Raw genomic sequence first — 21982 nt, 5'->3', positions numbered from 1 at the left:
CCGCGAGATGTATCCGCGCGGCGCGGCCTCAGGCGCGGGCGATGATCTCGCCGTGCGGCACGAGATACCAGCCGTCGCCGTCATCCGCCCAGCGCCTCCACGCATCGCTGATGTCACGCAGGTCGTCGGGCGCGGCCATCGCGCTGTCGACCAGCTGGCGCGCGAGCGCCGACTCCAGGATGCGGTCGGCCCACATGCCGCCCCACCAGGCGCGATCCTCGGGCGTCGCGTAGGTCCAGGTGGAGGTCGTCGCCGTGACGTCCTCGAATCCCGCTGCCCGTGCCCAGGCGAGCAGGCGCCGGCCCGCGTCGGGCTCGCCGCCGTTCGCGCGCGCCGCCCGACGGTAGAGGTCGAGCCAGCGGTCGAGCTCGGGCAGGACGGGGAACCAGATGAAGCCCGCGTAGTCGGCGTCGCGCGCCGCCACCACGCCGCCCGGTGCCGTGACCCGACGCATCTCCCGCAGGGCCTGCACCGGGTCGGCGACGTGCTGCAGCACCTGATGCGCGTGCACCACGTCGAAGCTGTCGTCGGCGAAGCTGAGGTCGTGCACGTCCTCGACCGAGAAGTCGAGGTTCGTGAGGCCGCTGCTCGCGGCGCGATCCCGCGAGAGCGAGAGCGCCGTCTCGTCGATCTCGGTGGCCGTGACGTGGGCGACGGTGCCGGCGAAGTCGACCGTGATGCTGCCCGGGCCCGCTCCGACGTCGAGGAGCCGTGTGCTCGCGGTGAGATGCGGGCGAAGGTACTCGGCGGAGTTCGCGATGTCGCGGCTGCTGTGCGAACGGAGGACGGTCTCGTGATGTCCGTGCGTGTAGATGGCCATGGTTCAGTCTGGCAGGCGAGCGAGGGCGACCGGCGCAGGGATCAGTGCAGTTCGGCGACCGCTCGACGGATCGCCTCGCGATCGGGCTTGCCCGAGAGCAGGACGTCGAGCGCATCGACGAGGATCAGCCGCGCGGGTCTCGCATGCTTGCCGAGCTCGTCGGCGACGATGTCGCGCGCGTGTGCGAGCTGCTCGGCCTCGCTGCGGCGAAGAGCGTCGCCGCGAGCGGCCACGATCACCGATGCCTCTCCCCAGCGCTCGTCCGGCACGCCCACCACGACGGCGCCGGTGAGCCCCGGAACGCGACGGACCAGCCTCTCGACACGATCGAGCGAGATGTTGATGCCGCCCGACACGATCACGTTGTCGGCACGGCCGTGCACCCGCACGGTGCCGTCGTCGACGAGCCCGAGGTCGCCCGTGTGATACCAGCGGATGCCGTGCTCGTCGCGTGAGAAGTTCTTCGCGGTGAGCTCGCCGTCGCCCAGGTAGCCGTCGGCGAGCATCGGTCCGGCGATGCGCAGCTCACCGTCGACCGTGCGCACGGCCACCGTGTCGAGAGGTGTTCCGTCGTAGATGCATCCGCCGCTGGTCTCGGTCGAGCCGTAGGTGCGGACGAGACGCACACCGAGGTCCGCCGCCCGGTCGCGAAGAGGCTCTGGCAGGGCCTGGCCTCCGACGAGGATCGCACGATACGCCCGCAGCGCCGCGAGTACCGGACCGTCTGCCGATGCCTCGAGCAGCGTCGACAGCTGCGCGGGGACGAGCGAGGTGTACAGCTCGGGGATCGCTCCGGACGCGTGTGCCGAGGGCCGGAGCATCGCGAGCGTCGATTCCGCGAAGGACTCGGGCGAGAAGCGCCCCTGCAGCGCGATCGGATGCGTGCCCGCGAGCAGCGACCGCACGATCACCTGGAGACCCGCGACGTAGCCGGCGGGGAGTGCGAGCAGCCACCGTCCGCCCCCGATCCGCGCAGCCGTCGCTTCGGCGCTCGCGCGCAGGGCCTCGGCGCTCAGTGCGACGCGCTTGGGGATGCCGCTCGAGCCCGACGTGGCGATCACCACCGCGGTGCCGTCGGGAACCCGGTCCGGTGCTTCTCCGAGCATGCCGAATCCGAGCGCCGGACCTCCGTCGAGCGCACGGGCGAGTGCGTCGCGGAGGGCGACCGGATCGTCGGCATCCGTCGATCTCAGTGCGACCATCGTGTTCTCCGCCGTGCTCGATGCTGTCCGGACTCAGTAGTGCCAGGGGAACGACGACCAGTCCGGGTCACGCTTCTCGAGGAACGAGTCCCGTCCTTCCACAGCCTCGTCGGTGCCGTACGCGAGACGTGTGGCCTCACCCGCGAAGACCTGCTGACCCACGAGTCCGTCGTCGACGGCGTTGAACGCGAACTTCAGCATCCTGATGGCGGTGGGCGACTTGGTGAGCACCGTGCGGGCCATCCTCAGCGCTTCGCGCTCGAGGTCGGCGTGGGGCACCACGCGGTTGACGGCGCCCGCCTCGTAGGCGCGCTGCGCCGAGTACTCCTCGGCGAGGAAGAACACCTCGCGGGCGAACTTCTGACCGGTCTGCCGCGCCATGTAGGCGGAGCCGTACCCGGCGTCGAAGCTGCCCACGTCGGCGTCGGTCTGCTTGAACCGCGCCTCCTCCGCCGAGGCGATCGTGAGGTCGCACACGACGTGCAGCGAGTGCCCGCCGCCGGCAGCCCAGCCGGGAACGACCGCGATCACGACCTTCGGCATGAAGCGGATGAGCCGCTGCACCTCGAGGATGTGCAGGCGACCGGCACGCGCCGGATCGTGCACGGTCGTCTCGTCGTCGGAGTACTTGTACCCGTCACGGCCGCGGATGCGCTGATCGCCGCCCGAGCAGAACGCCCAGCCGCCGTCCTTCGGACTCGGGCCGTTGCCGGTGAGCAGCACGGCCCCGATGCGCGGGTTCTGCCGCGCATCGTCGAGCGCGCGGTAGAGCTCGTCGACGGTGTGCGGGCGGAAGGCGTTGCGCACCTCGGGACGGTTGAAGGCGATGCGAGCGACCCCGCCGTCCGTGCTCACGTGGGCGGTGATGTCGGTGTAGTCCTCGGCACCGGGCGCGAGCACCCATTCGTCCGGGTCGAACAGGTCTGAGACGAATGCGCTGGTCACGGCATCCAGCCTATTCCCGACGGGGTTGCACACGCAGACGGTGCCGCCCCCGGAGAGGCGGCACCGTCGCATCCCGCTCAGCCGCGGCGAGCGCGCACGGTCTTGAGCCAGCCGTCGATGATGTCCCACAGCGGGAAGGCGACGAGCCCGAATCCGGTGATGACGGCGAGGATCCGCATGGTCTCGTCCGTCACGCCGTTGTCGGTGAAGACGAAACTCAGGAACTCGGGGTTGATGAGCTCGCCCGTCACCAGCAGGGTGAGCGACCATGCCGCGAAGGCCACGGCCAGCACCGTGTTGACGACGGCGACGCCCACCGTCCATCGGCGCTTCGCGTAGACGACGACCGCGAGCAGGGTCTCGGCGGCGAAGAGGGCGAGGAGGACGGTGATCCCCCACGGCCACAGACCGGGATTCAGGATCGCGATCGGGGCGCCGTCGGTCGGGAAGAACCCGAGGAACGCGTCCCAGAACACCGCTCCGACACCGAGCAGCAGGAATACGACCGATGCGATGGCGTCCGCCCGCCCCGCGCCGTTCTGGGTCGGCTCGGGCAGGTTGTCGACGCTCCACTTCACTCCGGTGTCGGCGCCGGTGCGCTCGAGGATGACGAACACCAGCGTCACCCAGAAGCCGACGTGCACGATCGAGCCGAGTGCGGCGACGACCGCGCTGCCGATGATCTCTCCCGTCGGAGCGCCGTCGATGAGCTGTCCGAGCACCACACCGCCGAACGCGCAGATCGGCACGATGATCAGCAGCAGCTTCAGCAGTCGCCACCAGAGGAGGTAGTACTTCGGCCCGATCAGGTGCAGCGGACGATCGGCGTAGCCCGCCGCGAGGATGCCCGGGTCGCCGAGTTCGGTGAGCACTGCCCGCTCGGCGTCGCCCGGCTGCTCCCCCTGCTCGAGCCTGGCGTCGATCGCGTCGGCGATGGAACCTTCGAGCTCGGTGCGCACGTCGTCCTGCATCTCGGGCGCGAGACTGCGGATGGTGGCGCTGATGTAGCGCTCCGTGAGCGTGGCTGTCGTGGTCATGTCAGTTCTCCTCGGCTGTGAGGGTCGCGATCGCCGTGGTGAGGGATCGCCATTCGTCGGTCAGGGTGTCGGCGAGCCGGATGCCGGCCTCCGATGTGCGGTAGAACTTGCGAGGCCGCGCCTCGTCGGTGTTCCACTCGCTCGTGAGGTACTCCTGCTTCTCGAGCCGGCGGAGCAGCGGGTACAGCGTGTTCGCGTCGGTCGCGAAGCCGCGGCGCTCGAGCTCTTCGAGCAGGGCGTATCCGTATCCCGCCGTGCGCAGCAGCTGCAGGCAGGCGAGCACCACGGTGCCGCGGCGCAGTTCCTGCAGATGCGTGTCGAGGGTGTCGTTCATGTTCGTCACAGTACTGTGCGTCACACACCATTGTCAATCGCACATTTATGTACTGTCACCAGATCACGTCCTCCTGCTCGTCCGGCACGGCGGATGCCCCCGCGGCACGATCCCGAGCAGAATGAGCACATGCTCCCTCCGCTCGCAGACCTGCTCAGCACGGCCCGGGTCGTCTCCCTGCCCATGCACACCCGATTCCGCGGCGTCGACACCCGCGAGGCGCTGCTCGTCGAGGGGCCGCAGGGCTGGGCGGAGTTCTCCCCCTTCCTCGAATACGACGATGACGAGGCCGCGACCTGGCTCTCCGCGACGATCGACTTCGCCTGGCGACCGCAGCCCGAGCCCCTGCGCGAGCGCATCGGGGTCAACGCCACGATCCCGGCGATCGACGCCGCGAGGGTGGCCGAGGTGCTGGCGCGCTTCGCCGGATGCCGCACCGCCAAGGTCAAGGTCGCAGAACCCGGGCAGACGCTCGCCGACGACATCGCCCGCGTGCGAGCCGTGCGCGAGGCCATGGGCCCCGAGGGGCGTATCCGCGTCGACGCGAACGGATTCTGGAACGTCGATGAGGCCGAGCACGCGGTGCATGCCCTCAACGAATTCGACCTCGAGTACGTCGAGCAGCCCTGCGCGACGGTGCCCGAACTCGCCGAGCTGCGCACCCGCGTGAAGTACATGGGCATCCCGGTCGCCGCCGACGAGAGCATCCGCAAGTCGTCCGACCCGCTCGCCGTCGCCCGAGAGAAGGCGGCCGATCTGCTCGTGATCAAGGCGCAGCCGCTCGGCGGCATCACCCACGCCCTGCAGATCGTCACGGCGGCGGGCCTGCCGGTCGTCGTCTCCAGCGCGCTCGACACCGCGATCGGGCTCTCGCAGGGGGCCGCGCTCGCGGCCGCGCTGCCGACGCTCGACTACGACTGCGGCCTGGGCACCTCGTCGCTGTTCCTCGACGACGTGGCCGACCTGCGCGCGGTGGACGGATCGATCTCGGCAGAGCGGGTCTCCCCCGACGCGGCGGCGCTGAGCCGACTCGCCGCCTCGGACGATCGTCGCGACTGGTGGCTCGAGAGGCTCAGCCGCTGCTACGAGGTGTTGTCCGCACGCTGACCGACATCACTCGGCGAGCAGCAGCTGCACGAGCCTTCCCAGCTCCTCGCTGCCCGAATGGCGCAGCTGCTCCGAATCCTGTCCGGCCATGGCACCCCGAACCGTCATGCCCTCCCAGACGATCATGAGCATGCGTGCCGCCTCTTCGGCGGGCACCTTGAGCTCGAGGGAGCTCACCGACACGATGTCGGTGATGATCGTCGCGATGCTCGACACCATCTCGCGCTCCTGCACGAGGTAGGCCGCGCCGAACTGCTCGTCACGCAGGGCCCGGATGCGGATCTCGCTCATGAGCATCACCCCGAGGCGGTCGTCGCCTCCGGCATCCATGATCTGCTGCACCAGCTCGACCGGATCGCATCCGGCGGTGAGGCCGCCCTCTGCGGCGATCTCCTCGACGCGATCGCGCACGGCTCCCACACGCTGCTCGGCGACGCTGCCGGCGAGCATCAGGAACAGCTCGTCCTTCGAGTCGAAGTTCGAGTAGAAGGCGCCGCGCGTGAAGCCCGCACGCTCGCAGACCGCTTCGACGGAGGCGCCCTCGAGGCCCACCTCGGCGAAGACCTGCGCTGCGGCCTCGAGCAGCCTGGCTCGGGTGTTCTCGCGGCTTCGGGTGGCGGATGTCGTCATCGAGTCCTCCTGCCTCTCATTCTCACACCCCGCACACAGACTCCGGGGCTCGGATCACCTTACGATACATCTATGTATCGGATACACCTGTGTATCCGGCCCGTATTCCCTGAGGAGACTCGTGTCCACACTCCTGTCCTCGCTCGGCCGCTGGTCCTACCGGCATCCGTGGCGCGTCCTCGTCTCCTGGCTGCTCGCACTCGGCATCGCCGGCGCCGGAGCCCTCGTGCTGGGAGCGGGCACCGACAACTCCTTCTCGATTCCGGGCACCGAGTCGCAGGCGGGTCTCGAGCAGCTCAACCGCTCGTTCCCCGCGGTCAGCGGCACCAGCGCGCAGATCATCGTCGTCGCGGCCGACGGCGACTCGATCACCGACGACACGTATCGGGATGACATCGAGGAGACCGTCGAGAAGCTCGCCGACCTCGACGACTCCGTGCTGTCCGCGACCTCTCCGTACGACGAGATGGTCAGCGGCATGATCACCGACGACGAGACCGCGGGCATCATCCGTCTGCAGTTCGACGGGCAGTCGACCGATGTCTCGGACGAGACCCAGGACGAGCTGCGGACCGTCGTCGCCGACCTCGCCGCCGAGCTTCCCCCGGGGTCGCAGACCTCGCTCGGCGGCGAGCTGTTCGCCACCTCGATCCCCGGTGTGACCCTGACCGAGGCCGTCGGACTCCTGATCGCGCTGCTCGTGCTGATCGTGACCTTCCGATCGTTCGTCGTCGCGGGCCTGCCCCTGCTCACCGCCGTGCTCGGCGTCGGCATCTCGATGGCCGGCATCTTCGCGGCCACGGCCTTCGCCACCGTCTCGTCGACCACTCCCCTCCTCGCCCTCATGCTCGGGCTCGCGGTCGGCATCGACTACGCGCTGTTCATCATGGCCAGACACCAGGATCAGGTCCGCGAGGGGGTCGACCCCGAGGAGTCCACCGCTCGCGCCGTCGGCACGGCCGGATCCGCCGTGGTGTTCGCCGGCGTCACCGTGCTGATCGCACTCATCGGACTCGGTTTCGCGGGGATCCCGTTCCTCACGACCATGGGCATCGCGGCATCCGCCGCCGTCGCGGTCGCGGTCGCCATCGCGGTGACCCTCACCCCCGCGCTGCTCGGCTTCATGAAGGGACGCGTCGCGGGCCGCCCGCGCAGGCCGCGGAAGGCGAAGGAGGGCGCGCCCGCACCCGCTCCGCGTCGCCGCTTCAGCGACCGCTGGGTGACGGGAGTGACCACGCGTCCGATCCTCGTCTCGCTGGCCGTGGTCCTGGGTCTCGGCATCGTGGCCATCCCGGCGCTGAGCCTCAATCTCGCACTGCCGAATGCGGGCGTGCTGCCGAAGGACAACGAGGCTCGACAGAGCTACGACCTGGTCGCCGAGGAGTTCGGCGCCGGATTCAACGGACCGCTGATCCTGACCGGCACGATCGTCACCTCGACCGATCCGCTGACGCTGATGGAGGACCTCGGCGACGAGGTCGCGAAGATCGACGGTGTCAAGGAGGTGGCGCTCGCCACACCCAACGAGACCGCAGACACGGGGATCGTGCAGATCATCCCCGAGACCGCACCCGACGACCCCGCGACCGCCGACCTTGTGCGTGAGCTGCGGTTGCACCACGACGAGTGGCTCGACGAGTTCGGCATCGATCTGAAGGTCACCGGGTTCACCGCCGTCGGCATCGACATCTCCGACCAGCTGGGCAATGCGCTGCTGCCGTTCGGCGTGTTCGTGATCGGCCTCTCGCTGATCCTCCTGACCATCGTGTTCCGCTCGCTGTGGGTGCCGATCACCGCGGCCGCCGGGTACCTGCTCTCGATCGTCGCCGGGTTCGGCATCGTCGGTGCGGTGTTCGAGTGGGGCTGGTTCGCCGACGCCCTGCACGTCGCGAAGGTCGGCCCCATCATCAGCTTCATGCCGATCATCCTCATGGGCGTGCTGTTCGGACTCGCGATGGACTATCAGGTCTTCCTGGTGTCTCGGATGCGCGAGGACTTCGTGCACGATCCCGACGGGAAGAGCCCGGATCGCGCCACCCGTCGCGCAGCCGCCCTGCGTGCGGTGCGCAGCGGCTTCACCGGTTCGGCGAAGGTCGTCACGGCGGCCGGACTCATCATGTTCGCGGTGTTCGTGGCGTTCGTGCCCGAGGGCGACTCGTCGCTGAAGCCCATCGCGCTCGGCCTCGCCGCCGGAATCGCGATCGACGCGTTCCTGGTGCGGATGACACTGATCCCCGCACTCATGGCGATCCTCGGAGAGCGCGCCTGGGAGATCCCGGCGTGGCTCGAGCGGGTCCTCCCCCGTGTCGACATCGAGGGCGAGGCTGTGGAGCGGGAGCGCCACCTCGCCGAGTGGCCGGGAGACGACTCCGTGATCGCCGCGGATGACCTGTCTCTCGCCGACGCCGGCATCGAGCGACTCCGTCTGCGCGTCGGGTCGGGGTCGGCGGCTGTTCTCACCGGGTCCTCCGGCGGTGCGCTGCGGGCTCTGTCGCTGACGATCGCGGGGCGTGTGGCCCCCGAAGACGGGCGCCTGCGGGTCGCCGGTCACCTGCTGCCCGGCCGCGCGGCCTGGGTGCGTGCACATGTCGGCGCGGTGATGGCCGCGGATGCCGGAAACCTGTCGGCTGCTCTCGCCGAGGCGCTGCGAGGCAAGCCCGCTCTGGTGGTGATCGACGGCGTCGACCGGCTCTCCCGGTCCGATCGCGATCAGGTCGCCGCACGCTTGCGCGACGCACGACCGACGACCGCCGTCCTGCTGACCGCGCTCGCTCCCGAGGTCGCGCTCGAACTGCTCGCCGACGCGGGTCGCGCCGCCGTCGAGGTGATCGACGTCGACGACCCCGCACCGCAGCGCGACCCCCGCTCCTCTGCCGCTCACGGCGCAGACGAATCCTCCGAATCGACCGAGGTGACAGCATGACCCTCCCCATCGAGCGCGCCCGCTCGCGCAAGCCGATCACGTGGCTGACGATCCTCGGCATCCTGCTGCTGCCTGCAGCCGTCGGCGGCATCCTCGTCGCCGCGTTGCAGAATCCCGCCGAGCGCCTCGACTCGATGACGGCCGCGATCGTGAACCTCGACGAGCCCGTCGAGATCGACGGGCAGCTCACCCCGCTGGGACGTCAGCTCGCCTCCGGCCTCGTCGAGGGGTCGGATGAGCTCGACTCGAACCTCACCTGGGTGATCTCGAACGAGGACGACGCGAAGGACGGTCTGGCCGACGGCTCCTATCAGGCGGTCATCACGATCCCCGAGGACTTCTCCGCGGCGGCGACCTCGGCGGGCCAGGCGATCTCCGACGGCGGCGGCGACGCCGAGCAGGCGACCATCCAGATCACCACCCCGGATGACGGACTCGTCGCCGACGACCTCATCACGAGCCAGATCGCGAACGTCGCCGCCTCGAGTCTCGGGACGATGCTCTCCGAGGCCACGACCGAGAACATCCTGGTCGGCTTCACGACCATCGGCGATCAGATCGGCGAGGCCGCAGACGGCGCGGCGCAGCTCGCGACCGGGGCCAGGGATGCGGCCACCGGCGCTGCGGCGATCCCCGACGGCGCCACGCAGCTCGCCTCGGGGGCATCCGAACTGGGCACCGGCGCCTCGTCGCTCGCCGACGGGCTCGACACGCTCACGTCGAAGACCCGCGAGGCCGCGGCCGGCGCATCGCAGATCGGCCTGGGCCTCACGACAGGAGCCGCCGAGCTGCAGAAGAACGCCGACGGGATGACGCAGCTCGTGGGCGCGATCCAGACCGGCACCGGCGCGGCGACCGACGCCGCCTCGCAGACCGCGGCGCTCGCGCAGACACTCGGCGGCCTCGCCGCGACGTGCGACCCGACCACCTCCGGCGAGCTCTGCGCACAGCTCGCGGCCGCCGCAGGAGACGCCGTCACGGCCGCGACCTCGGCGGGCACGGCGTCGGGCTACCTGACGAACGTCGCCCCGAACGTCGCCGGCCTGCCCGGCGCGTTCAGCACGCTCTCCACCCAGCTGGGCGACGCCGGCGCGGGCGCGACGACGCTCGCCGACGGGCTGAACCAGCTCGCCACCGACGGCCTCGTCGCCTCAGCATCGGGTGCGCGCGCACTCGCCTCCGGCGCCGGGCAGCTCTCGGGCGGAGCGACCGACCTGGCGACCGGTGCGACCGAGCTCGTGACGGGTCTCGACACCCTGGCGACGGGGACGAGCGACCTCGCAGACGGGCTGAGCACCGCATCCGAGTCGCTCCCCTCGTTCAGCGACTCGGAGTCGACCTCGCTCGCCTCGGTGATCGCCGATCCGGTGGCGTCCGAGGGAGCCGACGGCACGACGATCTTCGGACCGACGGCCATTCCGCTCCTCACCGCAGTCGTGCTGTGGTTCGGCGCTCTCGCCTCGTTCCTGGTGATGCGCGCGCACACGGCCCGCGCCCTGACCTCGCGGCGCTCCTCTGCGGGACTCGCGCTCCGCGCGTTCGTGCCGGCCGCCGTGATCGGCGCCGCGCAGGGCCTGCTGGTCTCGCTGATCGTGCAGTTCGTGGCGAAGTACGACGCGGGTGCGTGGTGGGTGTTCGCCGGGACAGCCGTCCTCGCGGGGATCGCGTTCGCGGCCGTGAACCAGGCGCTCGTCGCGGTGTTCGGCGGAATCGGCCGCTGGATCAGCGCTCTCGTGGGTGTGCTGGCCGTCGCGACGGGACTCATCTCGACCGTGCCGGGGTGGCTCGCCGACCTCGGGGCGGCGCTGCCGACGTCGCCCGCGTTCGCCGGGCTGATCGCACCCGATGGGGCGGCCGCCGCAGGCCTCGTCGTGTGGGGCGTGCTCGCGCTCGTCGCGACCACGGTGGCCGTGGCTCTCCGGCGCACGACCTCCGCCAAGGCGGCGCTCGCGACCGCCTGACCCTGTCTGCCCGGGCACGGATTCGGACTCCCGGCGAGAAACGCCGCACCTCACCCCCGATGTGCGGCGTTTCTCCTGTTCCGGTCCGAATCCGTGCCCGGCGAAAGTCGGCGCGCCGCTATCGCGGGACCGGCATACCGGCGCGCCGCCTCGGCAGGGACATAAGGTCGAGACATGCGTCGACCCTTCATGGACACTCCTGCCCAGCTCGCCTCACTCGAGGGGCAGCAGTACCTCGTGCTGCGTCCGACCACGGCGGTCGCCGATGTTTACCGCTCGGAGCAGGCGGCGGCGCTGGGGCGCGCGGACGTGCCGCACCCCCACACGGGTCATGTCACCCTGCGCGGTTTCGCCGAGCCGGAGAGGCGTGAGCAGCTGCTCGCCGTGCTGCGCGAATGGGCTGCCGGCCAGCGCCCCATCGACGTCATGGCCGAGGCCGTCGATGCGTTCCCGACACCGTGGCAGGTCGTGATCGTGCGCCTGGCACGCACCGCCTCGCTCACGTCGGCGTACTCGAGCCTGAGCACCGCGCTCGAGGCCACCGACTTCCGTCGCCTGGACGAACGCCCCACCGCCGAATGGACGTTCCACCTCTCGCTGATCTATGCGAAGACGCTCACCACGGCGGTCTGGACCGAGCTCGCGCACAAGTCGCGACGATCGCTCGGCTCACGACCGTCGGAGCGGATCTTCCAGGCCGAGTTCGTCTGGTACGAGGGCGGCGTCGAGCACGCCGAGATCATTCCGCTCGGCGCGCTCTGACACCGCGGCGGTCTCGCCGGATCAGCTGAGGCCGGAGTAGGCGTGCAGGCCCTTGAAGAACACGTTCACGATCGTGAAGTTGAAGATCACGGCGGAGAAGCCGACGATCGCCAGCCATGCCGACGGGTTTCCCCGCCAGCCGCGCGTCGCACGAGCGTGGATGTACCCGGCGTAGAGGACCCAGATCACGAAGGTCCAGGTCTCCTTGACGTCGAAGCCCCAGAACCGGCTCCACGCGTAGTAGGCCCAGATCGATCCCGCGATGAGCGTGAACGTCCACAGGATGAAGCCGATGATCGTGAACCGGTACGCCATGCTCTCGAGGCGGTCGGAGCCGGGGAACGTGCGGAGGAACCCGGGGCCGGTCTTCTCGGCGCCCTCCGAGATCAGACGCTCGCGGCGGGACTGCATGAGCTGGATCACCGAGAGGGAGAAGGCCAGAGCGAAGAACGCGGTGCCGAGCGAGGCGACGAAGACGTGGATCACGAGCCACACGCTCTTCAGCGGGTCCATCAGCGGTGAGACGTCGACGTAGAAGTTCGTCGCCGCGAGCCCCAGCAGCACGACGACGAGCCCGGTGATGAACGTGCCGAGGAAGCGCAGGTCGATGCGGGTGAGCACCACGAGGAAGACGGCGACGATGAGCAGCGTGCCCATCATCGCGAACTCGTAGAGGTTGGCCCACGGCACACGACCGGCAGCGAAGCCGCGGGTCAGCGTCGCACCGAGATGGAAGAGGAAGGCGAGGATCGTGAGCGAGGTCCCGATGCGCGCCATCACGAATCGCTGCGGTGCGGCGTCGGTTCCGGATGCCGTCGCGGCACCCTTCCCGCTCCGGGCGCCGCGGGCGGGCGCCCCTGCGCCGACCAGCTCGAACTCGCGCACACCGGCAGCATCCGCGGACAGCTGCGAACGGCGAGCGAGGTCGAAGGCGTAGGCCACGAAGGCCGCCGCGTAGATCGCGATCGCCGTCCAGAGGAGGACGGGCGAGATCACTTCGAGGTCGAACATGGTGTCAGTCTACTTTCGGGGTGTCGGATGCGGGTCGCTCGGTCTCTGCGTCTGCGGCCGGCTCTGCCTCTGCGGCCGGCTCCGCGTCTGCGGCCGGCTCTGCCTCTGCGGCTGGCTCCGGTCCGGCCTCGGGGGCGTCAGGGGTCTCGACGGCCTGCGTGACTCCGGCGGCGTCGAGCAGGCGCGCGTGGCCGGCGACGAGATCGTCGACGGCGGCAGCGAGCGTCGGGTCCTCGCCGCGAGCGAGACCTGCGTACTCGAGTGCGACGGCGCCGTCTGCCGATGTCGCCTTGATCCAGACGCGTCGACGAGGCACGAACAGCGCGAGCATGAGACCGCCGAGCGCGAGCAGCGCGAAGCCGAGCACCCACACGCCGGACTCGTCGCGGTGGATCTGCAGCGAGGCGAACCGCTTGACGGACTGCGACAGGTCGGTGGCACCGGCCGGCGACTCGTCGTCGAACGTCACGGTGCCGAGGCCGTTCGGCAGATCAGCGGTCTGCCCGGGCGTGAGCTCGATCGATTCCAGGTCGGTCGTACGCCCGGTCACCTTGGTCATCCCTGTGGTGTCGAGCACGTACACCGAGCGCGGCACGCCCTCATTGATGCCGAGGTCGCCCGTGTAGACGTCGAGCGTCAACGTGGGGTTGGTGAGATCGCCGTACGCCGAGAAGAACGCTCCGGTGTCGAGAACCCCGGTCGTCGGATAGAAGAAGCCGACCAGACCGACCTGCTCCGCGAGTCCGTCGGGCACCTTGATGACCCCGAGAGAGGTCATGTTGTTGTCCTGTGGGAGGAACGGGGTGCTGTTCGTGAACACGACGTCGCCGTCGGGGTCGCGCACCGTGATCGTGGGCGCGTAGCCGTTGCCCAGCAGGAACACGTCGTCGTCGGCCACCGCGAGCGGTTCGTTGACCTTGACCGAGCCGGTGCGCTCCTCGCCGTTCTCCTGCACCGTGACGTTCGCCGAGAAGTCGCCGGCCTGGCCCGATCCCGGCTCGCCGAACGGCTGATACGTGACGTCGAAGGTGTCGAGGCGCATCGAGTAGGGCGCGAGCGCGTCGTCGGCCACGAAGCGCCCCCGGTTCATCGAGTCGTAGTCGAGCAGGGTGTTGGCGAAGGTCTCCCCCTCGACCAGCACACGCTGGCCCGTGTAGGCGAACCCGCCCCCGACACCGATCGTGATCAGCACACCCACCAGAGCGAGGTGGAAGAGCAGGTTGCCGGTCTCGCGCCAGTACCCGCGCTCCGCCGACGCCGAGAAGGTGCGGCCGGAGTCATAGCGCTCGACGCGGTACCCGAGTGCCTTGAGCTGCTTCGCGGCGATGTCGATGGACGCGGCGGCATCCGCCGTGGGGTCCGCAGACGAACGGTCGACCGCACGATAGTCGGCGAGTCGGGTGAGTCGAACGGGTGTGCGCGGCGGACGGGCACGGAGGGCCTTGGCGTGATGCTTGATGCGCGGAATGACGCAGCCCACCAGCGAGGCGAAGAGCAGCAGGTAGATCGCCGAGAACCACGGCGACAGGTACACGTCGAAGAGCTTCAGCGAATCGAGCACCGGGAACAGATCGGGGTTGTCCCGCTCCCACTGCGTGACGCCGTTCGGGTCGGCCATCCGCTGCGGGAAGATCGACCCGGGGATCGCCGCGATCGCGAGTACGAGCAGCAGGATGAGCGCGGTGCGCATCGACGTCAGCTGGCGCCATCCCCAGCGCAGCCAGCCCACGACTCCGAGGCGGGGCTGGGTGATCGACTCCTCGCCGTCGACATGGTCTGACGGCCGGAGCGGATCGCTGGACCTGTCGGTAGTGCTGCTCACGTCATCCTTCCGATGCGTCTTGGTCTGATCAGAACGGGAGGGGGACACTGCCGATCACCGCCGTCAGTCGAGACATGATGTCGGTCCACAATCCGGTGACCATCAGGACGCCGAGCACGATCAGCAGGACCCCGCCGATGATGTTCACGACGCGGATGTGACGGCGCAGGAAACCGATGGTCTTGGTCGCCCAGCCGAATCCGAGTGCGACGAGCAGGAACGGGATGCCCAGACCGAGCGAGTAGGCGAGGCCGAGGAAGCCCGCACGCACGGGGTCGCCCGCGTTGAAGGACAGGGCGATGATCGCGCCCAGCGTCGGCCCCATGCACGGCGCCCAGCCGATGCCGAGAGCGATCCCGAGGAGCGGAGCGCCGATGACGCCCGCCTTCGAATCCACGTGGAAGCGGAACTCGCGCTGCGCGAATCCGAACGCCCCGAGGAAGACGAGCCCCATGAGGATGATGACGACGCCGAGGATGCGGGTGATCAGGTCACCCCAGCGGAGGAAGAAGACTCCGAAGGTCCCGCTGAGCACCGTGTACAGCACGAAGACCAGGGTGAATCCGAGGATGAACAGCAGCACGCCCACCACGAGGCGACTGCGTGCGGGGGCCTCGACCGACGGCGTGGCGCCGCCTGTGGAGCCCACCGCCCGCCGCGGCGCGACCGCTCCCCCGATGAACCCGAGATAACCGGGGACCAGCGGCAGGACGCAGGGCGACAGGAAGGACACGAGGCCGGCGAGCATCGCGACCGGGATCGCGAGCCACAGGGCTCCCGATCCGATGATCGCTTCGGGGTTCACGCCGCTCCAGAGGGACTCACGAGTCCTCCGCGAGCGCGTCCTTGACGAGCGTCGAGAGGATCGAGGTGCCGTCGATCGGTCCGATGATGCGTGCCGCCACCCGACCCTGCTTGTCGAGCACGAGCGTCGTCGGCGTCGCCTGGATCGGCACGGACGACGAGAAGGCGAGCTTCGCCTCGGCGGTGTCGACGTCGATGAGACTCGGGTACGTGACGTCGAACTCCGCGGAGAAGGCCTTGGCAGTGTCGGCCTGATCGCGCGTGTTGATTCCCAGGAACGCGACGTCGTCGCCCCCCAGGTCCTGCCAGACGCTCTCGAGATCCTCGGCCTCGAGACGGCACGGAGCGCATCCCGCGTACCAGAAGTTCACGACCGTGACCTTGCCGGCGAGCTCGCTGCTGTCGAACTGCTCGCCGTTCTCGGTGATGCCGCTGAAGTCGTCCACCGGCTCGCGCTTGTCGACGGGGATCTCGACGATCGCGCCGTCCGCGGCGACATAGCCGGTGTTCTCACCGGAGAGGAAGGAATCGCTCACCGCGTCCGGCGCGCAGGCGCTCAAACCGATGGCGAACACCGCGGCGAGCGCGACACCGACCGCACGGCGAGAGAGCCTGATGCGGGAGGAGCGGCCGCTGCGGTTCGGACGAATCGTCGAGACGCGTGGCACGGCTCTGATTTTACGCGGGGTTCCTATGCATGGGCCGGATGCGGGGTCCCGTCACAGCCGCGAGAGGACGTCTGACACGCTGGCGCGGAAGCGCGGACACGTCGAGATGTCGTGCGAGCGGCACCGCATCGCGTGCTCCGTCATCGCGCGCGACATCCTCATCTCCTCCATCCGCCGATCCAGATCGTCGAGGTGCCCCTGCAGCACCTCGTGGCGCCCGGCGCTGCCGTCGTCGAGAAGCACGGCGATCTGCTCGAGGCTCATGCCCGCCGCCTTGCTGCGCTGGATCACGGCGACCCGCACGACGTCGTCCTGCCCGAACCGGCGCCGCCCCGCCGCATCGCGAGCAGGACGCAGCAGCCCGACCGACTCCCAGTGCCGCAGGACGTTCGTGGGCAGATCGATGTCAATCGTCAGCTCACTTAAACGAGAAGCGCACTAGTTGATCCGCGGGATCACGGGGATTCTTCCAACAACCGTCGCCCGGTCGCGTCACCGAAGTTGAACGGATCTCTACACCGCTGTAAACCCGCCCGGAGTGGACGTCGCATTCGGCACGCTGACCTCGTCTCGGATTACCCCCAACCGCCCCGATGACAGACAAGGAAATGGCGGCCCCGCACTTGCGGGGCCGCCATTTCCTTGAGTTCGAGTTACGAGCAGCGCAGGCACTCCTTGCATCCACCACGAGCCGTGCGCACTCGTCCGGATTCGCGGGCGCGGTGCCCGCGGACACAGACCCAGTGCAGCGACTTCGAGGTTGTGGCGAGAAGGTTCTGTGGTTTGAGTGATCCGTTGTTGCGTTCGTCGAAGTCAGCCGCGATAACGGGGTGCGTCGTGGCCATGTCGTTCATGCCTGCGAGGACGTGTCGTCCTGAGCAGCCGGAACATCCTCGCCCTCGGGTTCGCTGCTGGCCAGTCGCTTCCCAAACGTGCTTTGGGTTCCGTTCGCATCTCCACACCAGTCTCTTCGCGGTTCCGGCAACGATGTTGTGCGCTGTCACCGGGAAGTTCAGAACGGGATCGAGTTGGGCCGCCAACTCTGGATGCGTCGTCGCCATGTCGTTTTCGCCGACGACCACACGTCGATTGGTGCACACCAGGCAGTGCCCGCCACCCTCGACTCGACGCTTCCCCGAGGCCTCCCACCGGTGCTTGCGAGCGCATCGCCACCAGAGCACGACTGTCGTCGAAGCGCTCACGGTCTCTGGGGTGAGACCAGTATTCCGTCGCCTGTCGAACTCGGCCGAGAGCCGGGGATGGGTGTACGCCATCGACTCCTCCGCGGATGTCACGAGCAGAGCGCAGCGGTCACATTCCGGGCGTCGCACGAATGCTGTCACGGCTCTTTCCACATCGTGACCTGCGGCGCAGGTGAACCATACGCGTTGGGGCGATGATGCGAGGACGTCAGACGGCATGAGCCCGGCGTTTCGCGACTTGTGCCACAGTGCGGCGACAGCGGGATGCGACTCCGCGAGGCTGGGGCGAGCACCTCGGCGGCATCTTCGACACCCTGCGCCCCTCGCGCGTGACTGCGGTGACATCTCGTAGATATGCGCTGACGCAGCGCATATCCACCATCGCGACGTTGTGGACTCAGCGGTCACGTCAGCCGGCGTGACGCCGAGGTTGAGCGTCCGATGCCACTCGGCTGCTGCCGTCGAATGTGTGACAGCGAAGGACTGGTCTCCGGCAGTCGCTGCGCACTCCTTGCATCCTTGACCGCGCACGCGAAGCGCCACCGTTCGTTCATAGAGGTGGCCCACCGGGCATCTCCAACGTACGAGTTTGCTCGAGCCTGACAGAACGTCTGTGGGAAGCGCATGTCCCCCGACATCTGTGTGCCATTCGACAGCGATCCACGGATGGGTGTCGGCCAGCGTGTTGAATCCAGCGAGAGGGGCACGACGCGCACAGTATCTGCATCCGTCCGACCCGCGAAACTCCTGCAGGACTGATGTTGACGCGGTGAAACGGTGATTCAGGTGGCAGAGGTACTGGTTCTTGGCGCCCGAGTTTCGCGCGCGTTCGTACCGGGTGCCGGGAGCCACTGAGCCCACAAACTGCGTGAGATGCCGGTCGCGCATCTGAGGATAGGCACACGTCCGACGCTGCTCCAAGTAGCTCTCAGAATCCGGAGCACCCTCCGTCGAGAATCCGAGGAATGCGTGCGGCCCGTCGCCGTGACCTGCCACGCGAAGCAGCATCCAGATGCCGTCGACCAAGACCGCGCATCCCCCGTCACCCGTGATGTCGTTGATGGCGTCATGCAGTGCCTCGTAGCGGTCCTTCACGTCGGTCACAGATGTCGCGTGCATGGCCAGTAGGCGCGTGGCTATCGTCACCGCAATCACAAACCGCGTCGCCGCGTTCGGCGCTTCGGCAGGTTCGCTTTCCGCCCACGCGTCGACACATCCGAGCAGTTCCGCCAGCCGGTGCGCGTCGAGCGCCCCCTGCGCGCGGAGCTTCCGGTACTGCCGGTCTGCTCGCAGCACCTCTGCACCCACTCGATACTGCTGTGCCGCGCGTGCGCCCGGGCCGACCCATCGCATGTGCCGGCGACAGACGCGTGGTCCGTCGTGGTCGAGCTGCGTGGCGACAGTGCCACCCGTGCACAGCAGGCATCCGACCCGTCCGCTGAGCCCGGTGGCGCACTTGTTGCAGGTGACCCCATCCTGATGGGCTGGCAGCAGAGCCCGTTCGCGCGCGAAGTGCCCTGGTTGCAATCTCCCCAGGATCTCCAGAGCGCGCTCGACTGCTTCAGGGTCGCCGTCTGCCTGTCGTTTGATGAGCCGCAGACCACCGTTCCAGGCCTTCGTCCCGACACTGTTTGCCTTACCCAGGCGCTCCGCGTAACTGAGAGCCGTTTCGAACGGCACAGGCCGAACCCGTACGGGCATCGCCTCATACTCAGGCAGCATCGCTCTTCGCATTCCCGTTCGACTGCACCATCTCGTCGTAGCGCGCCTCGGTCTCGACGTCGAGCTTGATGCTCTTCAGCAGCTCGACGCTGATGACCTGCTCATCCGGCTCCGAATCGACGACGTGAAGCGCGGCAACGGTGAGAAGTCGCGACAGTGCACTAATCGACCCGCCTGTGCGAAGCCAGAGGTAGTCGGCGTACGGGATCAGCGTGCCTGTCGGGTGGCTGAAGAGAGCGAACTGGGTCTCGAACGCTCGGATGAGTCCTCTCCAGTTCCTCTTCCCTTCAGCGTTGCGGGACTTCATCCGATCCAGCCGGATCATCGTTGACCTCGCCGCGAACTGCGCTCCGAGATCATCGTGGGAAAACAGGTCATCCAACTTGAATCCCACATACAGCGGAACCGTCTTCAGGGAGTTGAGGAGATTCTTGATTGCCTGCGCGGATTCGAAGGATCCGTTGCTGAGCCGCGCAAGATTCTGCATCTCGTCGATGACGATGAGCGAGGTGCGCGCCCGTTGCAGTTGTTGAGTGACGAGCTGCGTCCGCGCCTCGAGGGTCATCTTCTCGATGAAAGGAATCTCGAGGAAGCGTAGGAAGCGCCCCATGATGCCCTTCGCTGTAGTGCCCGGCGGGACCTCGACAAACACCACGGGGATGTGCCCGTCGCGCTTCCAGTCCGGGTAGCGGAGCGTGTGCCGCCGGAACGCTTTCGACATCGCGTGGAAGGCAGCAGTCGTCTTACCTGTGGTCGGCGGGCCATTCACGATGACGCCTGTGCGCCCGATGTCGCGACCTGCGAACGCCTCCGCGATCCTGATTTCCTTGTCCAGTTCGTCGAGTTGAGGCGTCTTGATGACGACACCGGCAGCGATCCGGGTGGCGCGCTGCAGATTGAACTCTGCTTGGCGATCCGGACTCCATTTCTCATAAACGGCTCGGGTGATGTCTTCAGGCGCGGACGGTGTGTGGTTTTCCAGCAGACGCTCAAGCGCGCTTCGACGGTCGAAATGCACGTCCCCGGTCTCGGAAGCAGGAGATGCGAACATGTTGTTCCTCGTTCCTGTCGGGGCCGGTCAGGCGACGGCCATCTCGAAGCCGTCGTCTTCGTCGTCTTCGTTGGCGTCAGGCGCTTCGGCACGTCGCGCAGCACGCAGCTCATTGCGACGCAGGGCGCGCTCTCGCTCGCGCTCTTCCTTTTCACGCTCCGCAGTCTCGTCCTCGACGGCCCGTCGGAGACTCCCCAGGATCTCGTCAGCCTTGTCATCGCTGAACGTGACCGTCCCTCGGGTGTACTCCGCTGCGCGCTGCATCAGTTCAGAATCGAGGGGGCGCTGCATGCCAGGAAGCGCTGTCCATCGGCAGGTGATCCACGCGTTGTCTTCGCCTCTCACCCACACCTGGTGGTGGTCGGTGGGGTCGAAATGGACTTCGACCTGAAGCGCCGCTCCGTTGATGTCGCGACGCCTGCGATACGGGATCAGGTGCGGGCTGTCGTACGTACGGCTGTTGAGGCTGATGCCGTCGCTTTGGACCACCCGTCGGGTCGAGGGCATGAGAGAGATGAAGTCGTCCTCTTGCAAGGCGACGGTGAAATGTCCGGTGAGAGCGACTGACGCCATGAACATCGTGTTGGGCGTGTGACGGAGACTGGGATCGTCGTTGTCTCGGAGCCCGCCGTGTTCGCGATTCTGCCAAACGATTCCGGTCCACCTCTCGAACAGGTCGTCAAGTTCGCGCAGGCTCATGACCGCGTCGCTTTGGGCCTTCCGTCCGCGACTAGCGATGTTTCCGCCCACGTACCCCGGGAGGTACTGCGTGAACTTGGTGTTGATGGTCGCGAAGTTGCGTTCGACATGCGCTTTACTCGTCGGGCTCTGCGGGGGCGCCTCTGTGATGCTGATCCCGTACCTCTCGCACGCGGCGCGGAAGACGAGTGATCTGTAGTCTTGGCCGTTGTCGATGAGGATGCGGCGGGGGAAGATGTACGGCCGGTGCGCGTCGAACCCCGCACGCTGTTCAGTGGTGAGGTGCTTCGCCCATGGCATCTCCGGCAGCTGGAGCGACTCGTAGTCTTTGGCCCACGGTCGAGAGCGTCGCGGAACCAAGGCGTTCGCGAGCAGAAGCGCATGGTCGTAGCCCGTCGGGGCGCCGACGGTGAACGCGTGCGACAGGATGCTTCTGGTCTTGCGGTCGAGCAAGATCGTCAGGTGGGGTCGTTCAACTTTGCCGTCCGGCATACGGACGAGCGCGTCGAAGACGGTCGTGTCCACCTGGCACTCATCGCCCGGCGCGGTCACGCCTCGCGGTCGGAAGGTCCGCTTCGGGACCAGCGCGTCTGTCTCCCGGCGGGCAGCCTCATGCGTGGGGTTTTGGTCGCCCGCGAGGAGCCTGACGAGTCGAATCACTGTGCTGAGCGAGGGCGTGGTCGGACGGGCTTCCGCATCGGGGAAGCGTTTGGTCAGCTCGTCGCGAAGGTCAGATCGGATCTTGCTGTAGGTGATGGTCGAACGCCCGAGGTGGTCGTTGAGCATCTCTCCGAGAATCTCCACGACGACGCGGTCCGTGCGCGACAGCGGCCTTTTGGGCTTTGTGCTTCGTCCGTCGCTGAGCCCGACCACGCCGAGCGCGCGGTAGCTCCGGAGACGACGCCTCAGGGTACCTTCCGAGATCTTGATCCCGAGCGCCTCGAGTTCTTCGACCTTTGCCGCCATGCGGCCGATGGCCGGCACATCCTCGTCGAGGAGTTGCTGCAGATGGACAGCAAGAATGCGCGCGGTGTCGTCCAGGGAGTTCACCTGATTGAACAAAGGAGGCTTGGGCTTTGCATCCTCCGTACGGAGCGACTCCCCAGGAAGGAGCTCGCGAGCAAGCTCCAGATGGTGGATGACTTCTTCGTCGCCGGTTCGTTCGTCGCGGATCCGGAAACATCCCTTTCCGTAAGACATGACTCGGAACTGGCCGCGGCCAAGCTGAACGATCTGTCCGAGCACGATGCTGGGGGGCTTAGGCATGATTGTCTCTCCTGTC

The 21982-nt window shown here is 68.0% G+C and carries 18 protein-coding genes; 4 read left to right on the top strand and 14 right to left on the bottom strand.

All coding sequences use genetic code 11. The features are described from left to right. Positions 1–28 precede the first annotated feature (28 nt). From HWD99_RS01940 to HWD99_RS01920, 5 genes are all read right to left on the bottom strand, one after another. Positions 29–820, bottom strand: coding sequence for a class I SAM-dependent methyltransferase (locus HWD99_RS01940; RefSeq protein WP_241794552.1), 792 nt, complete (start codon positions 818–820; stop codon positions 29–31). Positions 821–861: 41 nt separating this feature from the next. Further along, entirely contained in the window at positions 862–2022 is a 1161-nt protein-coding gene (locus HWD99_RS01935; protein WP_241794551.1) for an AMP-binding protein, read from the bottom strand. Positions 2023–2055: 33 nt separating this feature from the next. Continuing rightward, positions 2056–2967, bottom strand: coding sequence for a 1,4-dihydroxy-2-naphthoyl-CoA synthase (locus HWD99_RS01930; protein ID WP_241794550.1), 912 nt, complete (start codon positions 2965–2967; stop codon positions 2056–2058). Between the two features lie 77 nt (positions 2968–3044). Next, positions 3045–4004, bottom strand: coding sequence for a permease prefix domain 1-containing protein (locus HWD99_RS01925; protein ID WP_241794549.1), 960 nt, complete (start codon positions 4002–4004; stop codon positions 3045–3047). Position 4005: 1 nt separating this feature from the next. Then, complete coding sequence (locus HWD99_RS01920; RefSeq protein ID WP_241794548.1) at positions 4006–4338, bottom strand: PadR family transcriptional regulator; 333 nt, start codon at positions 4336–4338, stop codon at positions 4006–4008. A gap of 129 nt (positions 4339–4467) precedes the next feature. Between HWD99_RS01920 and HWD99_RS01915 the strand changes: the two genes are divergently transcribed. Further along, entirely contained in the window at positions 4468–5445 is a 978-nt protein-coding gene (locus HWD99_RS01915) for an o-succinylbenzoate synthase (protein WP_241794547.1), read from the top strand. Between the two features lie 6 nt (positions 5446–5451). On the opposite strand, the gene HWD99_RS01910 is transcribed toward HWD99_RS01915, so the two are convergent. After that, entirely contained in the window at positions 5452–6075 is a 624-nt protein-coding gene (locus tag HWD99_RS01910; protein ID WP_241794546.1) for a TetR/AcrR family transcriptional regulator, read from the bottom strand. Positions 6076–6196: 121 nt separating this feature from the next. Between HWD99_RS01910 and HWD99_RS01905 the strand changes: the two genes are divergently transcribed. The 3 genes from HWD99_RS01905 to HWD99_RS01895 all read left to right on the top strand — a co-directional run bounded on the left by HWD99_RS01905 (position 6197) and on the right by HWD99_RS01895 (position 11721). Further along, positions 6197–8998 carry an efflux RND transporter permease subunit gene (locus tag HWD99_RS01905; RefSeq protein WP_241794545.1) on the top strand — a complete coding sequence of 934 codons (2802 nt, stop codon included), beginning with the start codon at positions 6197–6199 and terminating at the stop codon, positions 8996–8998. Then, a complete protein-coding gene (locus HWD99_RS01900) occupies positions 8995–10959 on the top strand; it encodes a YhgE/Pip family protein (RefSeq protein WP_241794544.1) in 1965 nt (654 codons plus the stop codon). Before HWD99_RS01905 ends, HWD99_RS01900 begins: the two co-directional genes overlap by 4 nt. A gap of 174 nt (positions 10960–11133) precedes the next feature. Then, positions 11134–11721, top strand: coding sequence for a 2'-5' RNA ligase family protein (locus HWD99_RS01895; protein ID WP_241794543.1), 588 nt, complete (start codon positions 11134–11136; stop codon positions 11719–11721). Positions 11722–11742: 21 nt separating this feature from the next. Here the strand turns inward: HWD99_RS01895 and ccsB are convergent, their stop codons facing one another. From ccsB to HWD99_RS01860, 8 genes are all read right to left on the bottom strand, one after another. Then, positions 11743–12732 carry a c-type cytochrome biogenesis protein CcsB gene (gene ccsB / locus HWD99_RS01890; RefSeq protein WP_241794542.1) on the bottom strand — a complete coding sequence of 330 codons (990 nt, stop codon included), beginning with the start codon at positions 12730–12732 and terminating at the stop codon, positions 11743–11745. A 4-nt stretch (positions 12733–12736) separates the two neighbouring features. Then, positions 12737–14554: a cytochrome c biogenesis protein ResB gene (locus tag HWD99_RS01885; RefSeq protein WP_241794541.1), complete on the bottom strand. Its 1818-nt coding sequence runs from the start codon at positions 14552–14554 to the stop codon at positions 12737–12739. A 28-nt stretch (positions 14555–14582) separates the two neighbouring features. Next, complete coding sequence (locus HWD99_RS01880; protein ID WP_241794540.1) at positions 14583–15359, bottom strand: cytochrome c biogenesis CcdA family protein; 777 nt, start codon at positions 15357–15359, stop codon at positions 14583–14585. A gap of 16 nt (positions 15360–15375) precedes the next feature. Next, positions 15376–16026 carry a TlpA disulfide reductase family protein gene (locus tag HWD99_RS01875; protein ID WP_241794539.1) on the bottom strand — a complete coding sequence of 217 codons (651 nt, stop codon included), beginning with the start codon at positions 16024–16026 and terminating at the stop codon, positions 15376–15378. A 51-nt stretch (positions 16027–16077) separates the two neighbouring features. Continuing rightward, a complete protein-coding gene (locus tag HWD99_RS01870) occupies positions 16078–16443 on the bottom strand; it encodes a MerR family transcriptional regulator (protein ID WP_274617938.1) in 366 nt (121 codons plus the stop codon). Positions 16444–16679: 236 nt separating this feature from the next. Then, positions 16680–18116 (bottom strand): zinc-ribbon domain-containing protein, encoded by a 1437-nt coding sequence (locus HWD99_RS18750; RefSeq protein WP_374205444.1) that lies wholly within the window; start codon positions 18114–18116, stop codon positions 16680–16682. An 823-nt stretch (positions 18117–18939) separates the two neighbouring features. Next, entirely contained in the window at positions 18940–20001 is a 1062-nt protein-coding gene (locus tag HWD99_RS01865) for a TniB family NTP-binding protein (RefSeq protein WP_241794538.1), read from the bottom strand. 27 nt (positions 20002–20028) lie between these two features. Further along, complete coding sequence (locus tag HWD99_RS01860) at positions 20029–21966, bottom strand: Mu transposase C-terminal domain-containing protein (protein ID WP_241794537.1); 1938 nt, start codon at positions 21964–21966, stop codon at positions 20029–20031. Positions 21967–21982: the final 16 nt, after the last annotated feature.

Source organism: Microbacterium sp. C5A9 (assembly GCF_022627955.1).
In the GTDB taxonomy this organism is placed as follows: Bacteria; Actinomycetota; Actinomycetes; order Actinomycetales; family Microbacteriaceae; genus Microbacterium.
Note: the sequence above shows the minus strand (reverse complement) of the source record. Positions and strands in the feature narration are given on the sequence as shown.